This is a genomic window from Casimicrobium huifangae (genome assembly GCF_009746125.1).
Taxonomy (GTDB): domain Bacteria; phylum Pseudomonadota; class Gammaproteobacteria; order Burkholderiales; family Casimicrobiaceae; genus Casimicrobium; species Casimicrobium huifangae.
The window spans coordinates 277,329-298,641 of sequence record NZ_CP041352.1 but is presented as its reverse complement, the minus strand read 5'-3'; the positions used below and the strand labels follow the sequence as shown (position 1 = coordinate 298,641).

General features: G+C 62.1%; 20 protein-coding genes. 10 read left to right on the top strand and 10 right to left on the bottom strand.

Features of this window, described 5'->3' with window-relative positions:
• Positions 1-85 precede the first annotated feature (85 nt).
• Positions 86-664 (top strand): HNH endonuclease, encoded by a 579-nt coding sequence (locus tag FKL89_RS01355; RefSeq protein ID WP_156860932.1) that lies wholly within the window; start codon positions 86-88, stop codon positions 662-664.
• A gap of 53 nt (positions 665-717) precedes the next feature.
• On the opposite strand, the gene FKL89_RS01350 is transcribed toward FKL89_RS01355, so the two are convergent.
• A complete protein-coding gene (locus FKL89_RS01350) occupies positions 718-1,839 on the bottom strand; it encodes an MBL fold metallo-hydrolase (protein ID WP_156860931.1) in 1,122 nt (373 codons plus the stop codon).
• 49 nt (positions 1,840-1,888) lie between these two features.
• On the opposite strand from FKL89_RS01350, the gene FKL89_RS01345 reads away from it, so the two are divergent.
• Positions 1,889-2,206 (top strand): DnaJ family domain-containing protein, encoded by a 318-nt coding sequence (locus FKL89_RS01345; RefSeq protein ID WP_156860930.1) that lies wholly within the window; start codon positions 1,889-1,891, stop codon positions 2,204-2,206.
• Here FKL89_RS01345 and FKL89_RS01340 read toward each other — a convergent pair.
• Both FKL89_RS01340 and rpsU read right to left on the bottom strand, forming a co-directional pair.
• On the bottom strand, positions 2,203-2,655 hold the full coding sequence (locus FKL89_RS01340; RefSeq protein ID WP_156860929.1) for a GatB/YqeY domain-containing protein: 453 nt from the start codon (positions 2,653-2,655) through the stop codon (positions 2,203-2,205). The two genes, FKL89_RS01345 and FKL89_RS01340, sit on opposite strands and share 4 nt — an antisense overlap.
• 166 nt (positions 2,656-2,821) lie before the next feature.
• The gene (gene rpsU / locus FKL89_RS01335; protein WP_156860928.1) at positions 2,822-3,031 is read right to left on the bottom strand and encodes a 30S ribosomal protein S21; all 210 of its coding nucleotides are present in this window, start codon (positions 3,029-3,031) and stop codon (positions 2,822-2,824) included.
• A gap of 56 nt (positions 3,032-3,087) precedes the next feature.
• On the opposite strand from rpsU, the gene tsaD reads away from it, so the two are divergent.
• A complete protein-coding gene (gene tsaD, locus FKL89_RS01330) occupies positions 3,088-4,203 on the top strand; it encodes a tRNA (adenosine(37)-N6)-threonylcarbamoyltransferase complex transferase subunit TsaD (protein WP_156860927.1) in 1,116 nt (371 codons plus the stop codon).
• A 10-nt stretch (positions 4,204-4,213) separates the two neighbouring features.
• Entirely contained in the window at positions 4,214-4,747 is a 534-nt protein-coding gene (locus FKL89_RS01325; protein WP_156860926.1) for a hypothetical protein, read from the top strand.
• Positions 4,748-4,774: 27 nt separating this feature from the next.
• On the opposite strand, the gene plsY is transcribed toward FKL89_RS01325, so the two are convergent.
• Complete coding sequence (gene plsY / locus FKL89_RS01320; protein ID WP_156860925.1) at positions 4,775-5,383, bottom strand: glycerol-3-phosphate 1-O-acyltransferase PlsY; 609 nt, start codon at positions 5,381-5,383, stop codon at positions 4,775-4,777.
• A gap of 78 nt (positions 5,384-5,461) precedes the next feature.
• Between plsY and FKL89_RS01315 the strand changes: the two genes are divergently transcribed.
• A complete protein-coding gene (locus tag FKL89_RS01315) occupies positions 5,462-5,815 on the top strand; it encodes a dihydroneopterin aldolase (protein WP_156860924.1) in 354 nt (117 codons plus the stop codon).
• A gap of 25 nt (positions 5,816-5,840) precedes the next feature.
• On the opposite strand, the gene FKL89_RS01310 is transcribed toward FKL89_RS01315, so the two are convergent.
• The 4 genes from FKL89_RS01310 to ugpB all read right to left on the bottom strand — a co-directional run bounded on the left by FKL89_RS01310 (position 5,841) and on the right by ugpB (position 9,906).
• Positions 5,841-6,551, bottom strand: a complete 711-nt coding sequence (locus FKL89_RS01310) for a TerC family protein (RefSeq protein ID WP_156860923.1) — start codon at positions 6,549-6,551, stop codon at positions 5,841-5,843.
• Positions 6,552-6,753: 202 nt separating this feature from the next.
• Entirely contained in the window at positions 6,754-7,623 is an 870-nt protein-coding gene (gene ugpE / locus FKL89_RS01305) for a sn-glycerol-3-phosphate ABC transporter permease UgpE (protein ID WP_156860922.1), read from the bottom strand.
• Positions 7,623-8,504, bottom strand: coding sequence for a sn-glycerol-3-phosphate ABC transporter permease UgpA (gene ugpA / locus FKL89_RS01300; protein WP_156860921.1), 882 nt, complete (start codon positions 8,502-8,504; stop codon positions 7,623-7,625). The genes ugpE and ugpA overlap by 1 nt, the downstream gene beginning before the upstream one ends.
• Before the next feature lie 61 nt (positions 8,505-8,565).
• Positions 8,566-9,906, bottom strand: coding sequence for a sn-glycerol-3-phosphate ABC transporter substrate-binding protein UgpB (gene ugpB, locus FKL89_RS01295; RefSeq protein WP_156860920.1), 1,341 nt, complete (start codon positions 9,904-9,906; stop codon positions 8,566-8,568).
• Positions 9,907-10,233: 327 nt separating this feature from the next.
• Here ugpB and FKL89_RS01290 point away from each other — a divergent pair, with 327 nt between their 5' ends.
• On the top strand, positions 10,234-11,298 hold the full coding sequence (locus FKL89_RS01290) for a sn-glycerol-3-phosphate import ATP-binding protein UgpC (RefSeq protein ID WP_156860919.1): 1,065 nt from the start codon (positions 10,234-10,236) through the stop codon (positions 11,296-11,298).
• Between the two features lie 101 nt (positions 11,299-11,399).
• Here the strand turns inward: FKL89_RS01290 and FKL89_RS01285 are convergent, their stop codons facing one another.
• Positions 11,400-11,882 (bottom strand): Lrp/AsnC family transcriptional regulator, encoded by a 483-nt coding sequence (locus FKL89_RS01285; protein ID WP_156860918.1) that lies wholly within the window; start codon positions 11,880-11,882, stop codon positions 11,400-11,402.
• Between the two features lie 139 nt (positions 11,883-12,021).
• Between FKL89_RS01285 and FKL89_RS01280 the strand changes: the two genes are divergently transcribed.
• The 3 genes from FKL89_RS01280 (at position 12,022) to ugpQ (ending at position 15,583) form a co-directional block, all read left to right on the top strand.
• Positions 12,022-13,122, top strand: coding sequence for a saccharopine dehydrogenase family protein (locus tag FKL89_RS01280; RefSeq protein WP_156860917.1), 1,101 nt, complete (start codon positions 12,022-12,024; stop codon positions 13,120-13,122).
• Between the two features lie 77 nt (positions 13,123-13,199).
• On the top strand, positions 13,200-14,723 hold the full coding sequence (gene amaB / locus FKL89_RS01275; RefSeq protein WP_156860916.1) for an L-piperidine-6-carboxylate dehydrogenase: 1,524 nt from the start codon (positions 13,200-13,202) through the stop codon (positions 14,721-14,723).
• 104 nt (positions 14,724-14,827) lie between these two features.
• Positions 14,828-15,583 (top strand): glycerophosphodiester phosphodiesterase, encoded by a 756-nt coding sequence (ugpQ, locus tag FKL89_RS01270; protein ID WP_156860915.1) that lies wholly within the window; start codon positions 14,828-14,830, stop codon positions 15,581-15,583.
• A 166-nt stretch (positions 15,584-15,749) separates the two neighbouring features.
• On the opposite strand, the gene FKL89_RS01265 is transcribed toward ugpQ, so the two are convergent.
• Positions 15,750-16,154: an XRE family transcriptional regulator gene (locus FKL89_RS01265; protein ID WP_156860914.1), complete on the bottom strand. Its 405-nt coding sequence runs from the start codon at positions 16,152-16,154 to the stop codon at positions 15,750-15,752.
• A gap of 169 nt (positions 16,155-16,323) precedes the next feature.
• On the opposite strand from FKL89_RS01265, the gene FKL89_RS01260 reads away from it, so the two are divergent.
• Positions 16,324-21,234 (top strand): DEAD/DEAH box helicase, encoded by a 4,911-nt coding sequence (locus FKL89_RS01260; protein WP_156860913.1) that lies wholly within the window; start codon positions 16,324-16,326, stop codon positions 21,232-21,234.
• Positions 21,235-21,313 lie beyond the last annotated feature (79 nt).

Sequence of the window (21,313 nt, the reverse complement as noted above, 5' to 3'; positions counted from 1 at the left end):
TAAGTTTCGTCCTAGTGACGCGACCGCGTTGCGCAAGAAGTGACCGTTGACTGCGCCAACCCGGCGCAGGGGGAGCAGCGAATCGATGTCGTTAGCGATCTTGGCACTTGATTCCGGTGGCCAGCCCAAGGGCTGGATGACGCCGGAAACCGCCGTCTGTCAGTACGCACGTGGCACCGTTGTCTGGTCTCTGGGACAAGTCATCTTCACTTTTCGTGGCGGCATCCAGCGTTGCAACGGTGAACGCAGCGTCATTGAGGTGGCGTCCATCATCGCCTGCGAAGGCGAACACAAGCACAGCACCTGGAGCCCGGTGTCGGCGCTGCCCGGCCGTGATAACCGCCTGCTGTTCTCACGTGACCGTCACATCTGCGCCTACTGCGGCGACGAATTCAGCGAAACCGAACTCACGCGCGACCACATCGTGCCGCGCTCACAGGGCGGGCGCGATACATGGGAGAACTGCGTCACCGCCTGCCGCGAATGCAATCTCGACAAGGCGGGCCGCACGCCGGAGCAGGCCGGCTTGCGGTTGCTCTACGTGCCATATCGCCCGGTCAAGAGCGAGAAGTTGATCCTCGCCAACCGTCACATCCTCGCCGACCAGATGGAATATTTGCAGGCATTGGCAAGAACGCACAAGAAGCTGATGCGCGCGGCGTAGCGGCGCCAGTTCAGCACCCGCTTTCCTTCTGCTCAAGCATTGATTGCCGGCGCTCAGTCGGACAAACGCCGCGTTTCACCGTTCTTGAACACGTGAAAGCGCTCCGGCGCTACGCCGTGGCGGGCAAGTGCCGTCGCCAGATCCTTTGGCGGCTGGTCGAGTGGCTCATCGGTCAGCACAAAGGTGCCCCAATGCACGCCGATTGCCTGCCGCGCGCCGACGTCCTTCATGATCTGCACTGACTCATCCGGGTTGACGTGCTGCGCTTTCATGAACCAGCGCGGCTCGTAGGCGCCAATTGGCACCGCCAGCCAGTCGAAGCCGCCCGCGAACCGTGCGCCAATATCGCGGAAATCCTGTGAGTAGCCGGTGTCACCGGTGTAGAGAAAGCGCCAGGGTGGCGCATCACTGCGCGGCTCGCCCGCGCCCGGTACCAGACGGTCCTCCACCGCAATGCCGCCCCACAGCATGCGGTTGGTATCGGTCAGCGTGCGCTTGCTCCAGTGCTGCACCGGCACCAGCGTGAAGTCAAGGCCGCGGACGCGGACGCGATCCCACCAGTCAAGCTCGCGCACCTGCGCCTCGGGCACCCCATGTTCAAGCAACCACGGCTTGAAGCCGAGCGGCACCAGGTACACCGCCGACGGAAAGCGCGCGCTGAACGCACGGATGGTGGCGGCGTCAAGATGGTCATAGTGGTTGTGCGAAACAAAGACCACGTCGATCACTGGCAACTCATCAATCGCGAGCATCAGTGGCACCTGCCGCTTCGGCCCGGCGAACTGCACGGGTGACGCCCGCTCAGAAAAGATGGGGTCGGTGATGATGTTGACGCCGCTGGTCTGCAGCAGCACCGTGGCATGGCCCAGCCAGGTCAGCGTACGCACACTGCGGTTCTCGCGCAGAAAGGCGGCGTCCGGCCGCACACTGGGCAGTACACTGCCCCAACCACCGGGCGGTGCCGTTGGTGGCACATTCGCCATGAAGCGCTCGTACTGCCATTTCCAGAAGTTCTGGTCGGTCGCGTGCGGATAGTTGTTGCGAAACCCAGTTGAGGTGTGATGTTGCTTGCTGCCATCAAAGTAGGGATTGCCGCCGTGCGACAGCAACGTGGCGCAGCCCACCGCGCCGGCAGCGACAGCCGCACCGAGCAGCCATTTGACGATTGCCTTCATCTGCCTAAGATACAGTCCATCACCACGGAATCAATGCAGGAACAACCCGATGCACTGGGCCGACATCATTGCCGAACAGCGTGTGAACGAGGCGGCGCGCAAGGGCGAATTGAGCGGGCTCGATGGCGAAGGTGTACCGCTCGACCTGAGTGAGGACCCGCTGGTACCGCCCGAACTGCGTGCCATTCACCGGGTGCTCAAAAACGCCGGCTACTCACCGCCGGAAATCGCCGCCATGAAGGCCATCGCTGATCTCGAAAAGGAGCTCGCCAGCTTGCCCGACAACGAACGCGTCGCCAAAGCAAAAGTGCTGTTGACGAAGATTGCGATGCTGCGCGAAGCGCGGGAAATCGCAAAGGGCGACTAGCCCAGCTTCGCCTTCACCTTGCCCGACACCGCGCTCATGTCGGCCTTGCCGGCGAGTTTGGGTTTGACGATGGCCATCACCTTGCCCATGGCTGCGTTGCCAGTGACGCCGGTAGCGGCGACTTCAGCGACGGCGGCGGCAAGCACGGCGTCCACTTCGGCGTCGCTCATCTGTGCCGGCAGATAGGGTGTGAGCACCGCGATTTCGGCGGTTTCCTTGTTGACCAGATCGTTGCGACCGCCGGCGCTGAACTGCGCGATGGCTTCCTTGCGCTGCTTGATCGCCTTCTCGACCAGCGCCACGATGTCACCATCGGTCAGCGTGATGCGCTCGTCGACCTCGCGCTGCTTCATCGCCGCCAGCAGCATGCGGATGGTGCCAAGCTTCTGGCTGTCGCCCGCCTTCATGGCGGCTTTCATGTCGTTGGTGATGGTTTCTTTCAGGGACATGATGAATCCTTGGTCAGGGTTCGTGGTTCGACAAGCTCACCACGAACGGAAGTGAGTGCTGAGCGTGACCTTTAGTCCTGAACGGAACCGAAGGGCCACCACGAACGGAAAATAGAAACGAAAACGGCCCCGAAGGGCCGCATCAAGACTCAGCGAACAAAGCTTCTTAGTAGAGCTTCGGAGGCAGTTGCATGCTGCGGATGCGCTTGAAATGGCGCTTGCAGGCAGCAGCGTGTTTACGCTTGCGCTCGGTCGTCGGCTTCTCGTAGAACTCGCGGGCGCGCAGTTCGGTCAGGAGGCCGGTTTTTTCGATGGAGCGCTTGAAGCGGCGCATTGCCACTTCAAAGGGTTCGTTTTCGCGGACTTTGATGATCATGCTGATAGTTGCCGGAGGCGGTGTTTTCGCTGAGTAGCCCGATAATATACCCCGAAATGGCTGAACTTTCAACACCGACGCCTGCTGGCCAAACCGGACTGGTGCTCGGCATCGAATCCTCCTGCGACGAAACCGGCGTGGCACTGTTTGACTGCGCGACCGGACGCGTCGTGGCCGAAGCGCTGCATTCGCAGATCGCGCTGCATGCGCCCTACGGCGGTGTGGTGCCTGAACTGGCCAGCCGCGACCACATCCGCTACGGGCTGCGCCTGACCGATCAGGCACTCCGGCAGGCTGGTGTGGCGGGGCAGGACGTGCAAGCAATCGCTTACACACAAGGCCCCGGACTGGCCGGCGCGTTGCTGGTGGGCGCGCAGCTGGCTGCCAGCCTTGCCTTTGCCTGGGGCAAGCCGGTGATCCCGGTGCACCACATGGAGGGGCATCTGCTGTCGCCGCTGCTGGCCGATCCGGCGCCGGCGTTTCCGTTCATTGCACTGCTGGTCTCCGGCGGGCACACGCAGTTGATGCGGGTCAATGGCGTCGGTCAGTACACGCTTCTCGGTGACACCATTGATGACGCTGCGGGCGAAGCCTTCGACAAATCGGCCAAACTGCTTGGCCTGGCCTATCCCGGTGGGCCGCTGCTGGCCAAACTGGCCGAAAGCGGCGACACTGCAGCGTTCGCCATCCCGCGCCCGCTGCTGCACTCGGGCGACCTCAATTTCAGCTTTGCCGGGCTCAAGACAGCCGTAGCCAACGAGGTGCGACGCCTGACCGGCACCGAATTGCCGGTCCGTGGTGCAGTGTCGGCGCCGCAACCGCTGCTGCCAGCCGACCATCTGCGGCGCGCGGATCTCGCCGCGAGCGTGCAGGCCGCGATCGTGGACTCTCTCGTGAGCAAGTCGCTGGCTGCGCTACGACAGACAGGACTCAAGCAGATCGTGGTGGCCGGTGGCGTGGGCGCCAACGCGCGGCTGCGTGAAGCGCTGACGGCCGGGGCCGCCCGAATTGGCGCAAGAGTTTTTTATCCGCCCGTCGCGCTCTGCACCGACAACGGCGCGATGATCGCGCACGTCGGCGCGCTGCGGCTCACCGAGGCGAAAGCCGACTACGCGATCAATGTGCGACCGCGCTGGCCGCTGATGGAACTGTCTCCGCCCCTTGCCCGTTGAGTGAGCCGATATGAACAAGCCCTTGCTGATCGCCGCCCTCGTTTTCGCCGCAACGCTGATCGCGGGCTGCACGCTGAAGAGCGATGCCCAGTACTCTGCCGACCAGAGCCGGCGGGCGAATGAGCGGGCGGCGGAGTCGATGAAGCTTTCGACCCAGCAAACGGCGCGCGGCACGGCGCTGACCACCGCGACGCTGACTGCGGCAATCGCTGGCAAGACGCTGGTCAACCGCTACGACAAGGCGCCACCGGGTCTGCAGGGGCCGTACGTCGTGCAGCGCCATTTCGCACCGGATGGCCAGTTCATTCTGGTTGAAGCGCCGACCCATTACGTACGACCGCCCAACATTGAGGATCGCTGGCGGGTGGACGGCGACCAGCTCTGCATCAAGGGGCCGCCGAATCCGCATCGCTGGGAGTGCTATCGCATGGCGCGTGCGGCTGACGGCGCTTTGCAGTGGTACGTCGACGATGCCACTTCGCCCGCCAACAAGTTGCTGACCATCGTCACCCGCGAGATCTTCGACGGACCGCCGAAGAAGTAGGCCGCAGCGGAGCTACGGCCGCCTCAGTCAGCGCTTCTTGAACGCCGCCTCTTCGCCCGAAGCAAGGCGGCGGATGTTCTCCTTGTGCCGCCAGAACAGCAGCGCCGCCATCACCAGCGTGGCGTAGAACACGGCGCCGTTACCGAAGAACACGTAGCCCAGCACCGGCGCGGCGGCGCTACCGATCAGCGCCGACAGCGACGACACCCGCGTCACCGCAAACACCAGCGCCCAGATGGCCGTCAGCCCAAGGCCGACGCGCCAGTCGAGCGCCCATAGCACGCCTGCTGCCGTCGCCACGCCTTTGCCACCCTTGAAGCCGAAGAACAGCGGGAACAAATGGCCAAGAAAGACGGTGACGGCGACCAGCGCAATGCCATTGACGGTGATGCCGAAATGCGCCGCGAACGCCTTCGCGAGCAGCACTGCCAGCACGCCTTTCAGCGTGTCGCCCACGAGCGTGAGCAGTGCCGCCTTCTTGCTGCCACTGCGCAGTACATTGGTGGCGCCGGGGTTGCCACTGCCGTAGCTGTGCGGATCGGGCAGGCCAAGCGCGCGGCTGACGATGACCGCGAACGACAGCGAGCCGATCAGATAAGCGAGCACCGCGGCCGCGATGTCTGCGGTTGTGAACATGCGCCAGCTCCCCGGTACCGTATCTAGAATGCTTGCCAGTGTAGCGCCGCGAAATGACAGGCGCCAGAAAGCTCTGACGTGGACATCATCTTCATTCGCGGCCTCAAATGCGAGACGGTTCTCGGCGTGTACGACTGGGAGCGCGTATCGCGGCGGCCGGTGGTCATTGACCTCGAAATCGGCGCGGCTTCGCACGAGGCCTTTGAACATGACAGCGCGAAGGGCCTGATGAACTACGACAGCATTTCGCGCCGGCTCAGCGAGACTTTGCCCGCGCTGACCTACCGTACGGTGGAACGGCTGGCCGAGCACGTCGCGCAGACCGTGCTCAGCGAATTTCACGCGCCCTGGGTGAAGGTGACAATTGGCAAGCCAGGCGCCGTACGCAATGCGGCGCTGGTTGGCGTCACCATCGAGCGCACCGCGAAATAGGCTCGCGGGCGCCCGCCTGATCGGGCTACTTGTTGTTTTTGGCCGCCATCTTTGCGGCGAGGTGACGGCGGGCGTAGAGTCCGATCGCGACCACGGTGATGGCCCCCAGCGCACCAGCCCACATGTGGGAATCGGTCAGCTTGTCGAAGAAATCCTTGTCGGCCGGGTCGGTGACAAACATTTCGCCCGCGAGGAAACCCAGCAGCGCCGCGCCGGCGGTGATGATGATCGGGAAGCGGTCCATCACCTTCATCAGCAGCGTGGAGCCAAAAACGATCAGCGGAATGCTCACCGCCAGGCCGATGATCAGCAGCGTGTTGTTGTCCTTGGCGGCGGCAGCCACCGCGATCACGTTGTCGAGGCTCATCACCAAGTCAGCGATCAGGATGGTGCGCACGGCGGCCATCATGCCTTCCTTGCCGCCATCGTGGCCATCGCCGGCATCGTCTTCATCGCCTTCCGCCATCAGTTGCACGCCGATGTAGACGAGCAGGAAGGCGCCGACGATCTTCAGGTAGGGCAGCTGCAGCAACTGCACTGCGATCAGCGTCAGGATGATCCGCATCACGATGGCAGCGGCGGACCCCCAGAACACGGCCTTCTGCCGCTGCCCGTCGGGCAGTTTGCGCGCGGCCATCGCGATCACCACGGCGTTGTCGCCGGAGAGCACGATGTTGGCCAGAATGATGGAGCCCAGCGCCGCCCACCAGGCGCCAGTGAAAAGTACGAGATCCAAAGCGCGTCCCCCTTGTTTGCTTGCGGAAATTCTAGAAATGGAGACTGTCAGTTCGCTGCTTTGGATGAAGCGGCTTTTTGCCAAAATGCCCATTTAATGTGGGCTCGGAGCGTGAAAAAAGCAAATATCGACTTCTAACCGAATCCAGCATTGAGCCCATATCGGACAAGGCTTTCGTGAAAAAGTCGTTGCGCCCGGGCCCTTACTTCTCGGTATCGGTGAGGCCCTTCACAAAGCTCTTCTGCATCAGGATGATTACCAGCACCGGCGGGATCAGCGCCAGGATGGTGGTGGACATCACGATGTGCCAGTCGGTAGGCTCGGCGCCGGTGCCAATCATCTTCTTGATCGCCACCACGATCACGTCCAGCGAGTTCGAGGTGGTGATGAGCAGCGGCCACAGATACTGGTTCCAGCCGTAGATGAAGAGGATCACGAACAGCGCCGCGATGTTGGTGCGCGACAGCGGAATCACCACATCCTTGAAAAAGCGTAGCGGGCCAGCACCATCAATTTTGGCGGCTTCGACCAGCTCGTCGGGGATGGTCAGGAAGAACTGCCGGAACAGCAGTGTTGCCGTTGCCGAGGCGATGATCGGCAGGGTGAGCCCGGCGTAGCTGTTGATCAGTTTGAGATCGGTCACCACCTGATAGGTCGGCAGGATGCGCACTTCCACCGGCAGCATCAGCGTGATGAAGATCATCCAGAAGAAGATCATGCGGCCGGGGAACTTGAAGAACACCACGGCATAGGCCGACAGCAGGCTCACGCTGATCTTGCCGAAGGTCACCACCAGCGCCACGATCAGCGAGTTGAGCAGCAGCGTCGCCGCCGGCGGCGACAGATAGGTGCCCGCCGAGCCCTTGCTCCAGGCCTCGCGATAGTTGTCCCAGCCATGCGTGCCGGGGAACAGCTGCATCGGCACCTGCGCGATGTCCTGCGGCAGCAGCGTTGAGGCAACGAAGGTGACGTAGAGCGGGAACGCCGTGATGAACACGCCAATCCAGAGCACGGCATGCGGCACCCAGTTGCTGCGACGGCCAACGGCGGCGGTGATCGGGCTGTCCAGCATCAGTAGTGCACCTTGCGCTCGACGTAGCGGAATTGCACGGCGGTGAGCACGATCACGATCGCCATCAGGATCACGCTTTGCGCCGATGATGAGCCGAGGTTCAGCGAATGCACGCCGTCGTAGTAAACCTTGTAGACCAGCACCTCGGTCGCCTTGGCAGGGCCGCCGTTGGTGACTGCGTCGATGATGCCGAAGGTATCGAAGAAGGCGTAGACGATGTTGACGACCAGCAGGAAGAATGTCGTCGGCGACAGCAGCGGGAAAGTGATCGTCCAGAACTTCTTCCATTCGCTGGCGCCGTCAATTGACGCGGCCTCCAGCAGCGCCTTCGGGATCGACTGCAACCCGGCGAGGAAGAACAGGAAGTTGTAGCTGATCTGCTTCCACGCCGCCGCCATGATCACCAGAATCATCGCGTCACTGCCGTCAAGCTTGGGGTTCCAGTCGATGCCGAGCTTCTTGAGCCCGTAGGCGACGACACCAATCGACGGCGAGAACATGAACAGCCACAACACGCCCGCCACCGCCGGCGCGATGGCGTAGGGCAGCACCAGCACCGTGCGGTAGAACGTCGCGCCGCGAATCACCCGCTCCGCCATCACCGCGAACAGCAGCGCCGGGAACAGCGCAGTCACCGCCACCGCTGACGAGAAAAGCACCGTGCGCCACAGCGTCTTCACATACTCGGCGTCGCCCAGCACTTCCTTGAAGTTGTCGAGGCCGACGAAGGTGACTGACTGGCCGAACGCGTCCTGCGACAGCACCGACATGTGGATCGCCTGTCCGGCGGGCCAGAAGAAAAAAATCAGCGTCACCGCCAGCTGCGGCGCCAGCAGCAGATAGGGCAGCAGCTTTTCGTTGAAGATGACGCGGCGTTGCATGAATCGAATCTAACAAAAAAGGGGCGTGTTGAGCGCCCCTTTTTCCGTTGTGCCGGCGGTCTTAGTTGGTCGCGGCAGTTTTCTCGAACGCACGCAGCGCAGCATTGCCGCGCTTGATGCTGTTGTCGATTGCCTCTTTGGCCGACTGTTTGCCCTGCAGCGCCTTCTCGACTTCCTCGTGGTAGTAGTCACGAATCTCGGTCCAGCGGCCAAAGCGATAGCCACCGGTGTGCTCACCCTGCTTGCCGTTGGCCAGCGTGCCAATGGCGACGGCTGTCTTCGGGTTTTGCGCGTAGTAGCCTTCGTCGGTCAGATATTTGAACGCGGCGTTGGTGGCTGGCAGGAAGCCAGTCGTCTTCGCCCAGTCAGTCATCACCGGCGTCGACTTCAGGTAGTCGAGGAACTTGGCAACGCCCTTGAACTCGGCGGCGCTGCGGTTTGGCGCATTGAACACCCAGAGCGAGGCGCCGCCCACGGTGGTCGCGTAGGGCGCGCCCTTGACCTCCGGCCAGTACGGCACCGGCGCCACGCCCCAGTCGAATTTGGCATCACGCACGTAGCCGCCGTAGGCGCCCGAGCTCTGCGTGATCATCGCGCATTCGCCGGACTGGAACGAGGCCGAGGCATCGTTGCTGCGGCCCTTGTAGTCGAAGCTCTTGTCCTTCTGCATGTCGACCAGCGTCTGCACCTGCTTGACGAACAGCGGATTGCTGAAGTTCAGCTCGGCGTTGAGACCACCGCGACCATTGGCCTGGGTGCCGATCGGCAGGTTGTGGCGGGCGCCCAGCTGCTCAAGCTGGATCCACGCCAGCCAGGTGGTGGTAAAGCCGCAGTTGGCCGCGTTGGTGCTGCGAATCTTCTTCGCCGCCGCAATCAGGTCAGGCCAGGTGGCTGGCGGTTTGTTGGCGTCGAGCCCCGCCTTCTTGAACACGTCCTTGTTGTAGAACAGCACCGAGGTGGACACGTTGAACGGCATCGACAGCAGGCTGCCATCCTTCAGGCCGTAATAGCCACGGGCCGGCGCGATGAAGTCACCGGGGTTGAACTGCATGCCGGCGCGCTTGAACACTTCCGACACCGGGACGATGGCCTTGCTGGCGCCCATCATGTCGCCCGAGCCGGCATCAAACATCTGCATGATGTGCGGCGGGTTGCCGGCACGGAACGCGGCCACGGCCGCGGCGCGCTGCTCGGGGTATTGGCCCTTGAACGAGACGACTACCTTGTACTCGTTCTGCATCTTGTTGAATTCTTCGCCGTACTTGGTCAGCGTTTCGCCGCCGAGCCCGGTCAGGCCCATCCACATCTGGATCTCGATCGGCTTGTTCTGTGCCGAGGCGGTGCCGGCCAGCAGCGCAGTCCCGGCGATGGCCACGGCCAGCGCTTTGCGAATCATTTTCATCTTGTCTCCTCAGTCGTGCTGATTGTGTGTTGTTTTGGTCAACGCGATAGCGTAGTCAACTAATGTGACACTTTTCGCATGACCGTGCAAACGCGGGTTTCCCTTGCTCATGCTGCACCGCCGCATGGATGGCCTGTCCGACGGTTGGGAAACGCTGAACAAGTCCCCGCGAAGCTGCGCGCGGCGGATCGGGATGGATGGTGAGGCGCAAAACGCAGTCGTAGCGGGGCTACGATGAGGCTATGCAACGAAGCCAGCCGCCAGAGTCCGGCGATGCGCGGCTCGTGAGGGACTTGTTCAGCGTTTCCCTTGATATAGTGTGCCGCTATGGCTCAAGTCGAATTCAAGCAGGTCAAAAAGTCCTACGGCAATGTGGACGTGATCCACGGTGTCGATCTCAGCATCGCCGATGGCGAATTCGTGGTGATCGTCGGCCCGTCGGGTTGCGGCAAATCCACGCTGCTGCGCATGGTGGCCGGGCTTGAGCCCATCACCGGCGGCGAGATTCTGATCGACGGCAAGGTGGTCAATAACCTGGAGCCCAAGGACCGCGACATCGCGATGGTGTTCCAGAACTACGCGCTGTACCCGCACATGAACGTGCGCGAGAACATGTCGTACGGGCTGAAAATCCGCAAGATGAGCGAGAGCGAGATCAGCTCGCGCATCGCCAAGGCGGCGGAAATCCTTGAGCTGTCACATCTGCTCGACCGCAAGCCGAAGCAGTTATCCGGTGGCCAGCGCCAGCGCGTGGCGATGGGCCGCGCCATCGTGCGCAATCCGAAGGTCTTTCTGTTCGATGAGCCGCTGTCGAACCTCGACGCCAAGCTGCGCGTGGACATGCGGCTCGAGATCCAGAAGCTGCATCAGGAGCTGCGCGTCACCAGCCTCTATGTCACCCACGACCAGATCGAGGCGATGACGCTATCGGACCGCATGCTGGTGATGAACAGCGGCATCATCGAGCAGGTCGGCACGCCGAAAGAGGTCTACGAACGGCCCGCCTCGCTGTTCGTGGCCAATTTCATCGGCACCCCGGCGATGAACCAGCTCTGGGGTGCGCGCGCCGGGCAGTCGCTGAAGACCGATCAGGGCGACATGTTCCACGTCGGCGAATTCCCGTCCACCATCGACAACGGCGGTCGCGTCGCGCTCGGCGTGCGCCCGGAGCACCTGCAGGTGGTGCCCAATGCGCAGGCGCGCTTCACCATCGCCGTACAGATGATCGAATGGGTCGGCGCCGACGCCTACGCCTATGGCCAGTTTGCCAACTACCGCATCATCTGCCGGCTCGACAACGCCACCAGCGTCAAGGTCGGTGACCGGCTGCCGCTGTCGTTCGACCCGATGCGCGTGCACTGGTTTGATGCGGAGACGGGGAAGCGGATTTAGTGGTAACTCGCTTGTAGTGCATCACCGTTCGTGGTGAGCTTGTCGAACCACAAGTCACGCGGAAGAGTTCATGGTTCGACAAGCTCACCACGAACGGGCCACTACCCCCGATTGATCCGCTCCGCCAGCACCACCGAGGTGGTGGTCTTGCTCACGCCTTCGGTCTCGCCAATCTCGTCGAGCAATCGGTCCAGCGCGTTGGGTGAGTCGGCGCGGATCCACGCCACGTAGTCGAATTCGCCACTGACGCTGCACACCAGCTTGATCTCCGGCATCTTCGCCAGCCGCTTGAGCACATCGCGCCCGGCGCGGGGCGCGACCGCCAGCCCGACGTAGGCCTGCAGAGACTTCTCCAGCGTGGCCTGGTTGAGGCGCACGCTGTAGCCGGTGATGACGCCGCCTTTCTGCAACCGCTCCATGCGTGCGATCACCGTTGTGCGCGCGATGCCGAGCTTCTTGCCCAGCGTCGTCACACTCTCCCGTGCGTTGGCTTGCAGCAGTGCGAGCAGCTCGCGGTCGGTGGTGTCGAGTGACGGCGCTTCGGCGGCAGAACGTGGCGCGATCTTGCGGGTGGTGGTGGCCATCGGTGACAAATCCGTCAATACGTCATTGGCTGACTACAAATTGTCTCAATGTTATTTGCATTACGTCATTTTGTGCCTATCAATCGTCAATGCCGCTTCCTAGAATTTCTGGATTCGCTCATTGCAATTCGCTCACCGCATGAAAATCGCACTCCTCGGCGCCGGTCATATCGGCCACACCATTGCCCGCCTGCTGGTTGAATCTGGCGACTACCAGCTCACCGTCGTCGATCAGTCAAAAACCTCGCTGGACAAGCTGGCCAAGCTCGATGTCAACACCGCCGTGGTTGACACCAGCAACGCCAGCGCACTGGAAGCCGCCATCAAGGGGCACGACGCAGTGATCAACGCGCTGCCCTATCACCTCGCCATCCGCATCGCGACGGCGGCGAAGAACGTGGGCTGCCACTACTTCGACCTCACCGAGGACGTCGCTGCCACCAAGGCCATCATGGCGATGGCAGAAGGCGCCGGCACTGCCTTCATGCCGCAGTGCGGACTCGCGCCCGGCTTCATCGGCATCGTGGCGCATCACCTGGCGCAGGGCTTTGATTCGCTCGACGAGATCAAGATGCGCGTCGGCGCACTGCCGGCCTTTCCGACCAACGCCCTCAAGTACAACCTGACCTGGAGCGTGGACGGCCTCATCAACGAGTATTGCCATCCCTGCGAAGCGATTCACGAAGGTGCGATGACCGCGATGTTGCCGCTGGAAGGGCTGGAGCACTTCTCGCTCGACGGCGTTGAGTACGAAGCATTCAACACCTCCGGCGGTCTCGGCACGCTGTGCGAAACCCTCTCCGGCAAAGTGCGCAATCTCGACTACAAGAGCGTGCGTTACCCCGGCCATCGCGCGCTGATGCAGTTTTTGCTGTCCGAGCTGCGCCTGGCGAGCGATCAGGAAGCGCTCAAGGACATCATGCGCAAGTCGGTGCCGACCACCATGCAGGACGTGGTGCTGGTGTTCGTCACGGTGAGCGGCATGCGCGGCGGCGCCTACGTGCAGGAAGTGTTTGCGCGCAAGATTTTTGCCCAGCGCGCCAGCGGTCAGGCCGAGGCAGTCTCGGCCATACAGATCACCACCGCCGCTGGCATCTGCGCTGCGGTTGACCTGTTCCGCACCGGCAAGCTGCCGCAGCGTGGCTTCATTCGCCAGGAACAGGTAGCGCTGCCCGACTTTCTGGCCAACCGCTTTGGCATCGCTTACGAGCAGTCGCGGCGCATCGAATCCATTTCTTAGTCCTCCTGATACTGTTTGCTCCTGGCGCACGATCTCTCCTCCGTGCGACAGGAGATTTCTTCTTCCGGGCCCTCAGCATGAAACAAACCACCCTTGATCTCTGCCAACAACTTGGTGTGACTTTGCCCACGGCCGAAGGCGCCGACAGCCTCGTGGCACGCACACCGATCACGGGTGATGTCATCGCTACCCTGCGCTGTGCGTCGATGGCCAGCATCGAGAACGCGCTGACGCAGAGCCGCGACGCATTCCTCGCGTGGCGCAACGTGCCGGCGCCAGCCCGCGGCGAGCTGGTGCGGCTGTTCGGCGAAGAGCTGCGTGCCAGCAAGCAGGCACTCGGCCAACTGGTCACCATCGAGGCCGGCAAGATCCTGCAGGAGGGGTTGGGCGAAGTGCAGGAGATGATCGACATCTGCGACTTTGCGGTCGGTCTTTCGCGTCAGCTCTACGGCCTCACCATCGCGTCCGAGCGGCCCGAGCACCGCATGATGGAAACCTGGCATCCGCTGGGGCCGACACTGGTGATCAGCGCGTTCAACTTTCCGGTGGCGGTGTGGGCGTGGAACGCCGCGCTGGCGCTGGTCTGCGGCAATAGCGTGATCTGGAAGCCTTCCGAGAAAACGCCGCTGACCGCGCTCGCCACGCAGGCCGTGTTCGAGCGTGCCGTGAAGCGCTACCGCGATGCCGGGCACACAGCGCCGGATGGCCTCTCCGCCGTGCTGCTGGGGCGCGCGGACGTTGGCGCCACGCTGGTGGCCGACAGCCGCGTCGCACTGGTCTCGGCCACCGGCTCCACACGCATGGGCCGCGCCGTGGGCGAAGCCTGCGCCAAGCGGTTTGCCCGCAGCATCCTCGAACTCGGCGGCAACAACGCCGCCATCATCGCGCCCACGGCGACGCTGGAAATGGTGGAACGCGCAGTCACCTTCGCCGCAGTGGGCACCGCAGGCCAGCGTTGCACAACGTTGCGCCGCCTGCTGGTGCACGCGAGCGTGTATGACGCGCTGGTGCCCCGACTGCAAGCGATCTACGGCAAGTTGCGCATCGGCACGCCGCTTGACGAAGGAACGCTGGTGGGCCCGCTGATTGATGCCGCCGCGTTCAATGCGATGCAGTCCGCGCTGGCGGACGCGCGTGCTGCGGGCGGCCACGTGACCGGTGGCGAGCGAGTGATGCAGTCGCTCGGTGCCGATGCGTACTATGTGCAGCCCGCAATGGTTGAGATGCCGGCGCAGTCCGACGCCATGTGCCGCGAAACCTTCGCGCCGATTCTCTACGTCGTCAAATATGAAGGCGATGTCGAACAGGCCATCGCGCTCAACAACGCAGTGTCGCACGGCCTGTCGTCGTGCATCTTCACTAACGACCTGTGCGAGATGGAGCGCTTTCTCAGCGCGGCCGGCAGTGACTGTGGCATTGCCAACGTCAACATCGGCACCAGCGGCGCCGAGATTGGCGGCGCGTTTGGCGGCGAGAAAGAAACCGGCGGCGGCCGTGAGTCAGGCTCGGACAGCTGGAAGGCCTACATGCGCCGCGCCACCAACACCATCAACTACGGCAGCAAACTGCCGCTGGCGCAGGGCATTCGCTTCGACCTTTAGCGGCTCGCTAATGCAGGAGCGGCTCTGCCGCGACCGCCCCGGTGGTCGGTAGCGGGTCGCGGCAAAGCCACTCCTACAGTGCAAGGCCGGACTAAACTTCGGCCATGACTCTCCCCGCCTGGCCCTACCCCAAAACCATCGCCCACCGTGGCGCCGGCAAACTGGCGCCCGAGAACACGCTGGCCGCGATCCGCCACGGCGTTTCGTTCGGCTATCGCGCCACCGAGATTGACGTCAAGCTCTCCGGCGACGGCACGCTGCTCCTGATGCACGACGACACCACCAACCGCTGCTCGGACGGGCGTGGGCGCGTCGCCGCCAAGACCTGGCACCAGCTCGCCCTGCTCGACGCCGGGTCGTGGCACTCGAAGGATTACGCGGGCGAGCCGATCCCGACCTACTGGCGCGTGGCCAAATACTGCATCGCCAACGGCGTGATGCTCAACACCGAGATCAAGCCCTGCATCGGCCGTGAACGCGAGACCGGCGCCGCCGTTGCGCTGGAGACGCAGGCCCTGTTCAGCGCGCCTGAACACGCGCACCTGAAGCCGCTGCTGTCCTCGTTCTCCACCGAAGCGCTGATCGCCGCCCGCGACGCCGCGCCCGAGCTCGACCGCGCCCATCTGTTCGAAAACCCGCTACCGACAGACTGGCTGGCGCGCTGCAAAGCCGTCGGCGCCATCGCGCTCGACGCCAACTGGCGCACGCTCACCCCGGACATCGTCAACGAAGCCCACGCCAACGGCCTGCGCGTCGCCTGCTACACCTGCAACGACCCGGCCGACGCGGAGCGGCTCTGGAGCTGGGGCGTGGACAGCGTGATTACTGACGCGGTGGACAAAATCGCGTTCAAGTCTTGAGGCTCAACCTAGCCGCTTTGTCTGGCGTTGCGGACCCAACATCTTTTTGGCGAAATGGCCGCCCGATAAGGGCTTGAACGCCACAATTGGCGAAAGTCGACCTACTGCACTTTAGCGGCTCAAGCCCAGATCAGATGCGGGATTCACCAAAAAGCCACTAGCCTGATTACTGGCCCACTGACTTCGAGAAAGCCACGATGATCTCGCGCACAATGCGCCGCTGCGGGGCCGGCAGCTTGAGGAATGCCTCGAACAGCTCACGCTCCTGATAACCGATTTCGGGGCCGAACTTCGGGCGCGCCTCCTCCGCCGCGTGCCGGCCACCGGCGCCGTAAAGGTTCTCCACCGGGACTTTGAGCCACTTGGCCAGCGCTACCACCTTGGCGTACGGCGGCACGGTCTCGCCCTTCAGCCAGCGCGCCACGCCATGCAGCGTCATCGGCTCGCCGTAGAAGTTCTGGTTGAAGCCACGCTCAAGCACCGCCGCCTTCGGTTCCAGCCCGGCGCCGATCATCGCGCGACGTAACCGTTCCGCAAACAGCGCCTTGTCCGCCTTGGCATCTTTGTCCATGTGACGAAGCTAGCCTTCGCCGCGCACCACAGAGTACGGACCACCAATAGTTACATTCGTAACGTGCGGATCAGTTACGCTCACTGACCGCCCCTGGCGGCCGTTGACAACCACTCGGCCGCCGTTCGCAACAACGGCCCTGGGCAGGCCACTAGCAATCCGGCCCGCCATGAGCCCGCTCCAGGACGTCCTCGCCAGCTATCGCCACGCCGCCGCCTCCGAGCGCGAAAAGGGCACCTACTTCGAAGACCTCATCCGCACTTATCTGCGTAACGAGGCGAGCTACCGCGATCTCTATTCCGAGGTCTGGACTTACGGCGAATGGGCCAAATCGCACGGACTGGACGCGCGCGACACTGGCATTGATCTGGTCGCCCGTACCCAGGGCACCAACGAACTGCACGCCATCCAGTGCAAAAACTACGCGCCGGACTACCGCATCCAGAAGAAAGACATCGACAGCTTCTTCACTGCGTCCGGCAAGCAGGCCTTCAAGCACCGCATCATCGTCGCCACGACCAATCACTGGAGCGAGCACGCCGAGGAGGCGCTGCGCGACCAGCAGACGCCGGTCAGCAAGATCGACCTGCACGATCTCGAAAACAGCCAGATCGACTGGTCACGCTACCAGCCGGCAGCGCAGCCGAGCCTGAAGGCGCAAAAGTCCCTTCGCCCGCACCAGCGCACCGCGCATGAGGCCGTGCTCGCGGGCCTCGCGCAGGCCGACCGCGGCAAACTCATCATGGCCTGCGGCACCGGCAAAACCTTCACCAGCCTGAAGATTGCCGAAACGCTCGCCGGTCGCGGTGGCCGCGTGCTCTTCCTCGTCCCGAGCCTCGCACTGCTCTCACAGGCGTTGACCGAGTGGACGCAGGAGAGCGAAACGCCGCTGCACAACTTCGCTGTCTGCTCCGATAGCGACGTTGGCAAGAAGAAGAGCAAGGCAGACAGCGACGACGACCGCGTGCAGACGCTCGTGCACGAACTGCGCTACCCCGCCACCACCAGCGCTTCGCGCCTCGCCGAGGAGATTGGCAAACGCCACGACAGCGGGCACCTGAGCGTCGTCTACGGCACCTATCAGTCCATTGACGTTGTCAGCGAAGCGCAGCAAACGTACGGGCTCGCCGACTTCGACCTCATCATCTGCGACGAAGCGCACCGCACCACCGGCGCCACGTTCGATGGCGAGGACGAAAGCCACTTCGTCAAGGTGCACGACGCCGACTTCATCCGCGCGGCGAAGCGCCTGTACATGACGGCCACGCCGCGCATCTACGGCGACAGCGCCAAGGCCACGGCCGAGCGTGACAACGTGGCGCTCTACTCGATGGACGATGTGGTGCAGTTCGGTCGCGAGCTGTACGTCATCACTTTCTCCGAGGCGGTGAAGCGCGGGCTGCTGGTGGACTACAAGGTGATCGTGCTGTCGATTGAAGAAACGCACGTCAGCCGCCGCATCCAGAATCTGCTCAAGGACGAGAACAACCAGCTCAAGGTCGACGACGCCGCCAAGATCATCGGCTGCTGGAAAGCGCTGTCGAAACAGGGCTTGACCGACGACGTCGCCGACGACCAGCAGGCGATGCAGCGCGCCGTGGCCTTCTGCCAGGTGATTGAGTTGCAAAAGGGCGCGAAGACACACAAGGTCAGCTCAAAGAACATCGCCAATATGTTCCAGGCCGTGGTCGAGGCGTACCAGGAGAGCCGCGACCCGGACGACGATGAAGTCGCAGCCACGCTCACCTGTGAGGCGGAACACGTTGACGGCGGCATGAACGCCAGTGAAAAGGAAGCCAAGCTCGACTGGCTCAAAGCGCCGACGGCGGCAGACACTTGCCGCATTCTCAGCAACGTGCGCTGCCTGTCGGAAGGCGTGGACGTACCCGCGCTCGACGCGGTGCTATTCCTCACGCCGCGCAACTCGCAGGTGGATGTGGTGCAGTCGGTCGGCCGCGTGATGCGCAATGCGCCGGGCAAGAAGCGCGGCTACATCGTGCTGCCGGTGGTCATCCCCGCAGGCGTCGAGCCACACGAAGCGCTGAACGACAACAAAACGTACAAAGTAGTGTGGCAAGTGTTGCAGGCGCTGCGCTCACACGACGACCGCTTCGACGCGATGGTCAACAAGCTCGACCTGATCGGCAAAGACACGAGCAAGATGGAGATCATCGCGGTCACCGACAAGATCGCGAAGAAGCCAACCAAAGCGACGCCTGAACAAAAGACGCGGCACGCTGCAAAGACTGGGCACAGCATCGGAGAACCGGCGCCCAAGCCTTACGTCCCCGAGCAGACGGCCCTGCAATTCGAAATCGGCGAAATCGAGCGCGCGATCTATGCCAAGCTGGTGCAGAAGGTGGGCAACCGCCACCACTGGGAAGACTGGGCCAACGACATCGCCAAGATCGCGCAGACGCACATTGCGCGCATCACAGCGATCCTCGAAGACCCGGCCAACACGCAGGAGAAACAGGCGTTCCAGCAGTTCGCCGCCGAGCTGCGTGATGACCTGAACGACAGCGTCACCGACGCCGACATCGTGGAAATGCTGGCGCAGCATCTCATCACCAAGCCGGTCTTCGATGCGCTGTTCGAGAAATACAGCTTCGCCTCGCACAACCCAATGTCCAAGGCGATGCAGGGCATCCTCGATCTGCTGCACGCGCACCGCATCGACAAGGAGGCTGACACGCTGCAATCCTTCTACGACAGCGTGAAGATGCGGGCCGCAGGCATCGACAGCGCACAGGGAAAACAGAAGATCGTCGTCGAGCTTTACGACAAATTCTTCCGCAACGCCTTCCCGAAAATGGCCGAACGCCTCGGCATCGTCTACACCCCCGTCGAAGTGGTGGACTTCATCATCCACAGCGTCAATCACATCTTGAAGACCGAGTTCGGCGAAACGCTCGGCAGCAGGAATGTGCACTATCTCGACCCGTTCACCGGCACGGGCACCTTTGTCACGCGCCTGATGCAGAGCGGCCTGCTCACCGTTGACGAGTTGAAGCACAAGTACAAGCACGAGATTCACGCTAACGAGCTGGTGCTGCTCGCCTATTACATCGCCGCGATCAACATCGAATCGACCTATCACGAGATTGTGGGCGGTGACTACGTGCCGTTTGACGGTATCTGTTTGACTGATACGTTCCAGATGTATGAGAAGGAGGATTTGATCGACAACCTGCTGGTTGACAACAGCACGCGGCGTAGACGGCAGAAAAAACTCGACATTCGCGTGATTGTTGGGAATCCACCATATTCCGTTGGTCAGGGCGATGCCAACGACAACAACGAGAACGTCGAATACGTCGCACTGGATGCCCGTATCCGCGATACGTACGCTGCTCGTTCAGACGCCACGCTGAAAAACTCACTCTACGATAGCTACATACGTGCCATCCGCTGGGCAAGCGATCGCATCGGCAAGTCGGGAGTAATCGGCTTCACAACCAACGCTGGATTTCTCGAAGCCAACGCCGCAAGCGGTCTGCGCAAATGTCTGGCGGAGGATTTCAGCAGCATCTATGTTTTCCACTTGCGCGGGAATCAACGCACATCCGGAGAGCGATCACGCAAGGAAGGCGGCAAGATTTTTGGAAGTGGCAGCCGTGCTCCGATTGCAATTTCATTGCTTGTAAAAAGCCCTGACTCTGACAGGCGCGGGGAGATTTTCTTTCACGACGTTGGAGACTACTTGACGCGAGAGGAAAAGCTCAACAAGGTAGCGAACTACGCCAGTGTGGCCAACATCGCCAACTGGTTGTCGATTAGCCCCGATAAGCACGGCGATTGGTTGAATCAACGCAACGATAACTTCGAACGGTTAGTCGCATTAGGTGATAAGAAGAAAGGCTCAGAACTTACGATCTTCGCAAATCACTCGCGTGGCGTGATGACATCGAAAGACTCCTGGCTTTTCAATTTTTCTCGCAATAAGCTAACGCAAAACGCGCAAGCAATGATTGATTTCTATGCCAGCGAACAGGAGCGATATCAGAGTGTTTTCACTGGTAGCAAGCTCGAACTTCCGTCGCCAAGCGATTTTTTCGACAGAGACCCAACGCGGATTGCCTGGGATGGTGAGCTGTTACTCGCCTGCGCAAAAGGTAAGAGCCTTATGTTCGATGCCGACAAGATGCAGATTGCTCTCTACCGTCCCTTTAACAAGCAGTGGTACTACTCTGAAAAGAACATCAATCTTCGCCTGTATCAAATGCCGCGACTGTTCCCTGACGCGACAACTGACAACGTAGTCATCATCATCAACGAGAACTGGAAAGAGACGGGCAATATTGCGCTGATGGCGAACTCCTCACCCGACTTGCATAGCAACGGCGACGCTCAATGCTTCCCACTTTACCTCTACGAAACTCTCCCTGATGCATCGGCTCTTGACCTGATTGCAGATCAAGCAAGCGTTCATCCGGATCGCCGCGACGCCATCACCGACGCCGGCCTCGCTCACTTTCAATCCGCCTATCCCGGCGAAGCCATCAGCAAGGAAGACCTCTTCTACTACGTCTACGGACTGCTGCATTCGCCGGACTATCGCGAGCGCTATGCCGACAATCTGAGCAAGGAGTTGCCGCGCATTCCGCGCGTGAAGTCGGCGGTGGATTTCTGGGCGTTCAGCAAGGCCGGGCGCGATCTGGCGGACCTGCATCTGAACTACGAGACCGTGCCGATGTACGCCGACGCGAAGATCGACAGCGGTGGCAAGACGCTGACGGACGCTGACTATCGCGTCGAGAAAATGAAGTACGGCAAGCGCGGCAAAGACAAAGACCTGACCACGCTGATCTACAACGCGAAGATCACCGTCGCCGGCATTCCGCTCGCGGCCTACGACTACGTGGTGAACGGCAAGCCCGCGCTGGACTGGGTGGTGGAGCGCCAGTGCGTGAAAACCGACAAGGATTCCGGCATCGTCAACGACGCCAACGACTGGGCCATCGAGACGATGAACAACCCGCGCTATCCGCTGGAACTGTTCCTGCGCGTGACTACCGTGAGCCTGGAGACGATGGCGATTGTGCGTTCGCTACCAGCGCTGGCCATCCTGCCGAACTGACGCCGCCGTTGCGCGGTCTGGATTACCGCCTTTGCGGGAATGACTGCGGGAGGTTTCTGTAGCAGCGGCTCCGCCGCGA

What these genes read in the sequence shown, in the direction of transcription:
- FKL89_RS01355 (WP_156860932.1), top strand. Translation starts at nt 86, where the DNA reads ATGTCGTTAGCGATCTTGGCACTTGATTCCGGTGGCCAGCCCAAGGGC.
- amaB (WP_156860916.1), top strand. Translation starts at nt 13,200, where the DNA reads ATGAAACAAACCACCCTTGATCTCTGCCAACAACTTGGTGTGACTTTG.
- rpsU (WP_156860928.1), bottom strand. Translation starts at nt 3,031, where the DNA reads ATGATCATCAAAGTCCGCGAAAACGAACCCTTTGAAGTGGCAATGCGC.
- FKL89_RS01325 (WP_156860926.1), top strand. Translation starts at nt 4,214, where the DNA reads ATGAACAAGCCCTTGCTGATCGCCGCCCTCGTTTTCGCCGCAACGCTG.
- ugpQ (WP_156860915.1), top strand. Translation starts at nt 14,828, where the DNA reads ATGACTCTCCCCGCCTGGCCCTACCCCAAAACCATCGCCCACCGTGGC.
- FKL89_RS01350 (WP_156860931.1), bottom strand. Translation starts at nt 1,839, where the DNA reads ATGAAGGCAATCGTCAAATGGCTGCTCGGTGCGGCTGTCGCTGCCGGC.
- FKL89_RS01285 (WP_156860918.1), bottom strand. Translation starts at nt 11,882, where the DNA reads ATGGCCACCACCACCCGCAAGATCGCGCCACGTTCTGCCGCCGAAGCG.
- plsY (WP_156860925.1), bottom strand. Translation starts at nt 5,383, where the DNA reads ATGTTCACAACCGCAGACATCGCGGCCGCGGTGCTCGCTTATCTGATC.
- FKL89_RS01265 (WP_156860914.1), bottom strand. Translation starts at nt 16,154, where the DNA reads ATGGACAAAGATGCCAAGGCGGACAAGGCGCTGTTTGCGGAACGGTTA.
- FKL89_RS01340 (WP_156860929.1), bottom strand. Translation starts at nt 2,655, where the DNA reads ATGTCCCTGAAAGAAACCATCACCAACGACATGAAAGCCGCCATGAAG.
- FKL89_RS01345 (WP_156860930.1), top strand. Translation starts at nt 1,889, where the DNA reads ATGCACTGGGCCGACATCATTGCCGAACAGCGTGTGAACGAGGCGGCG.
- ugpB (WP_156860920.1), bottom strand. Translation starts at nt 9,906, where the DNA reads ATGAAAATGATTCGCAAAGCGCTGGCCGTGGCCATCGCCGGGACTGCG.
- FKL89_RS01260 (WP_156860913.1), top strand. Translation starts at nt 16,324, where the DNA reads ATGAGCCCGCTCCAGGACGTCCTCGCCAGCTATCGCCACGCCGCCGCC.
- ugpA (WP_156860921.1), bottom strand. Translation starts at nt 8,504, where the DNA reads ATGCAACGCCGCGTCATCTTCAACGAAAAGCTGCTGCCCTATCTGCTG.
- ugpE (WP_156860922.1), bottom strand. Translation starts at nt 7,623, where the DNA reads ATGCTGGACAGCCCGATCACCGCCGCCGTTGGCCGTCGCAGCAACTGG.
- FKL89_RS01290 (WP_156860919.1), top strand. Translation starts at nt 10,234, where the DNA reads ATGGCTCAAGTCGAATTCAAGCAGGTCAAAAAGTCCTACGGCAATGTG.
- tsaD (WP_156860927.1), top strand. Translation starts at nt 3,088, where the DNA reads ATGGCTGAACTTTCAACACCGACGCCTGCTGGCCAAACCGGACTGGTG.
- FKL89_RS01280 (WP_156860917.1), top strand. Translation starts at nt 12,022, where the DNA reads ATGAAAATCGCACTCCTCGGCGCCGGTCATATCGGCCACACCATTGCC.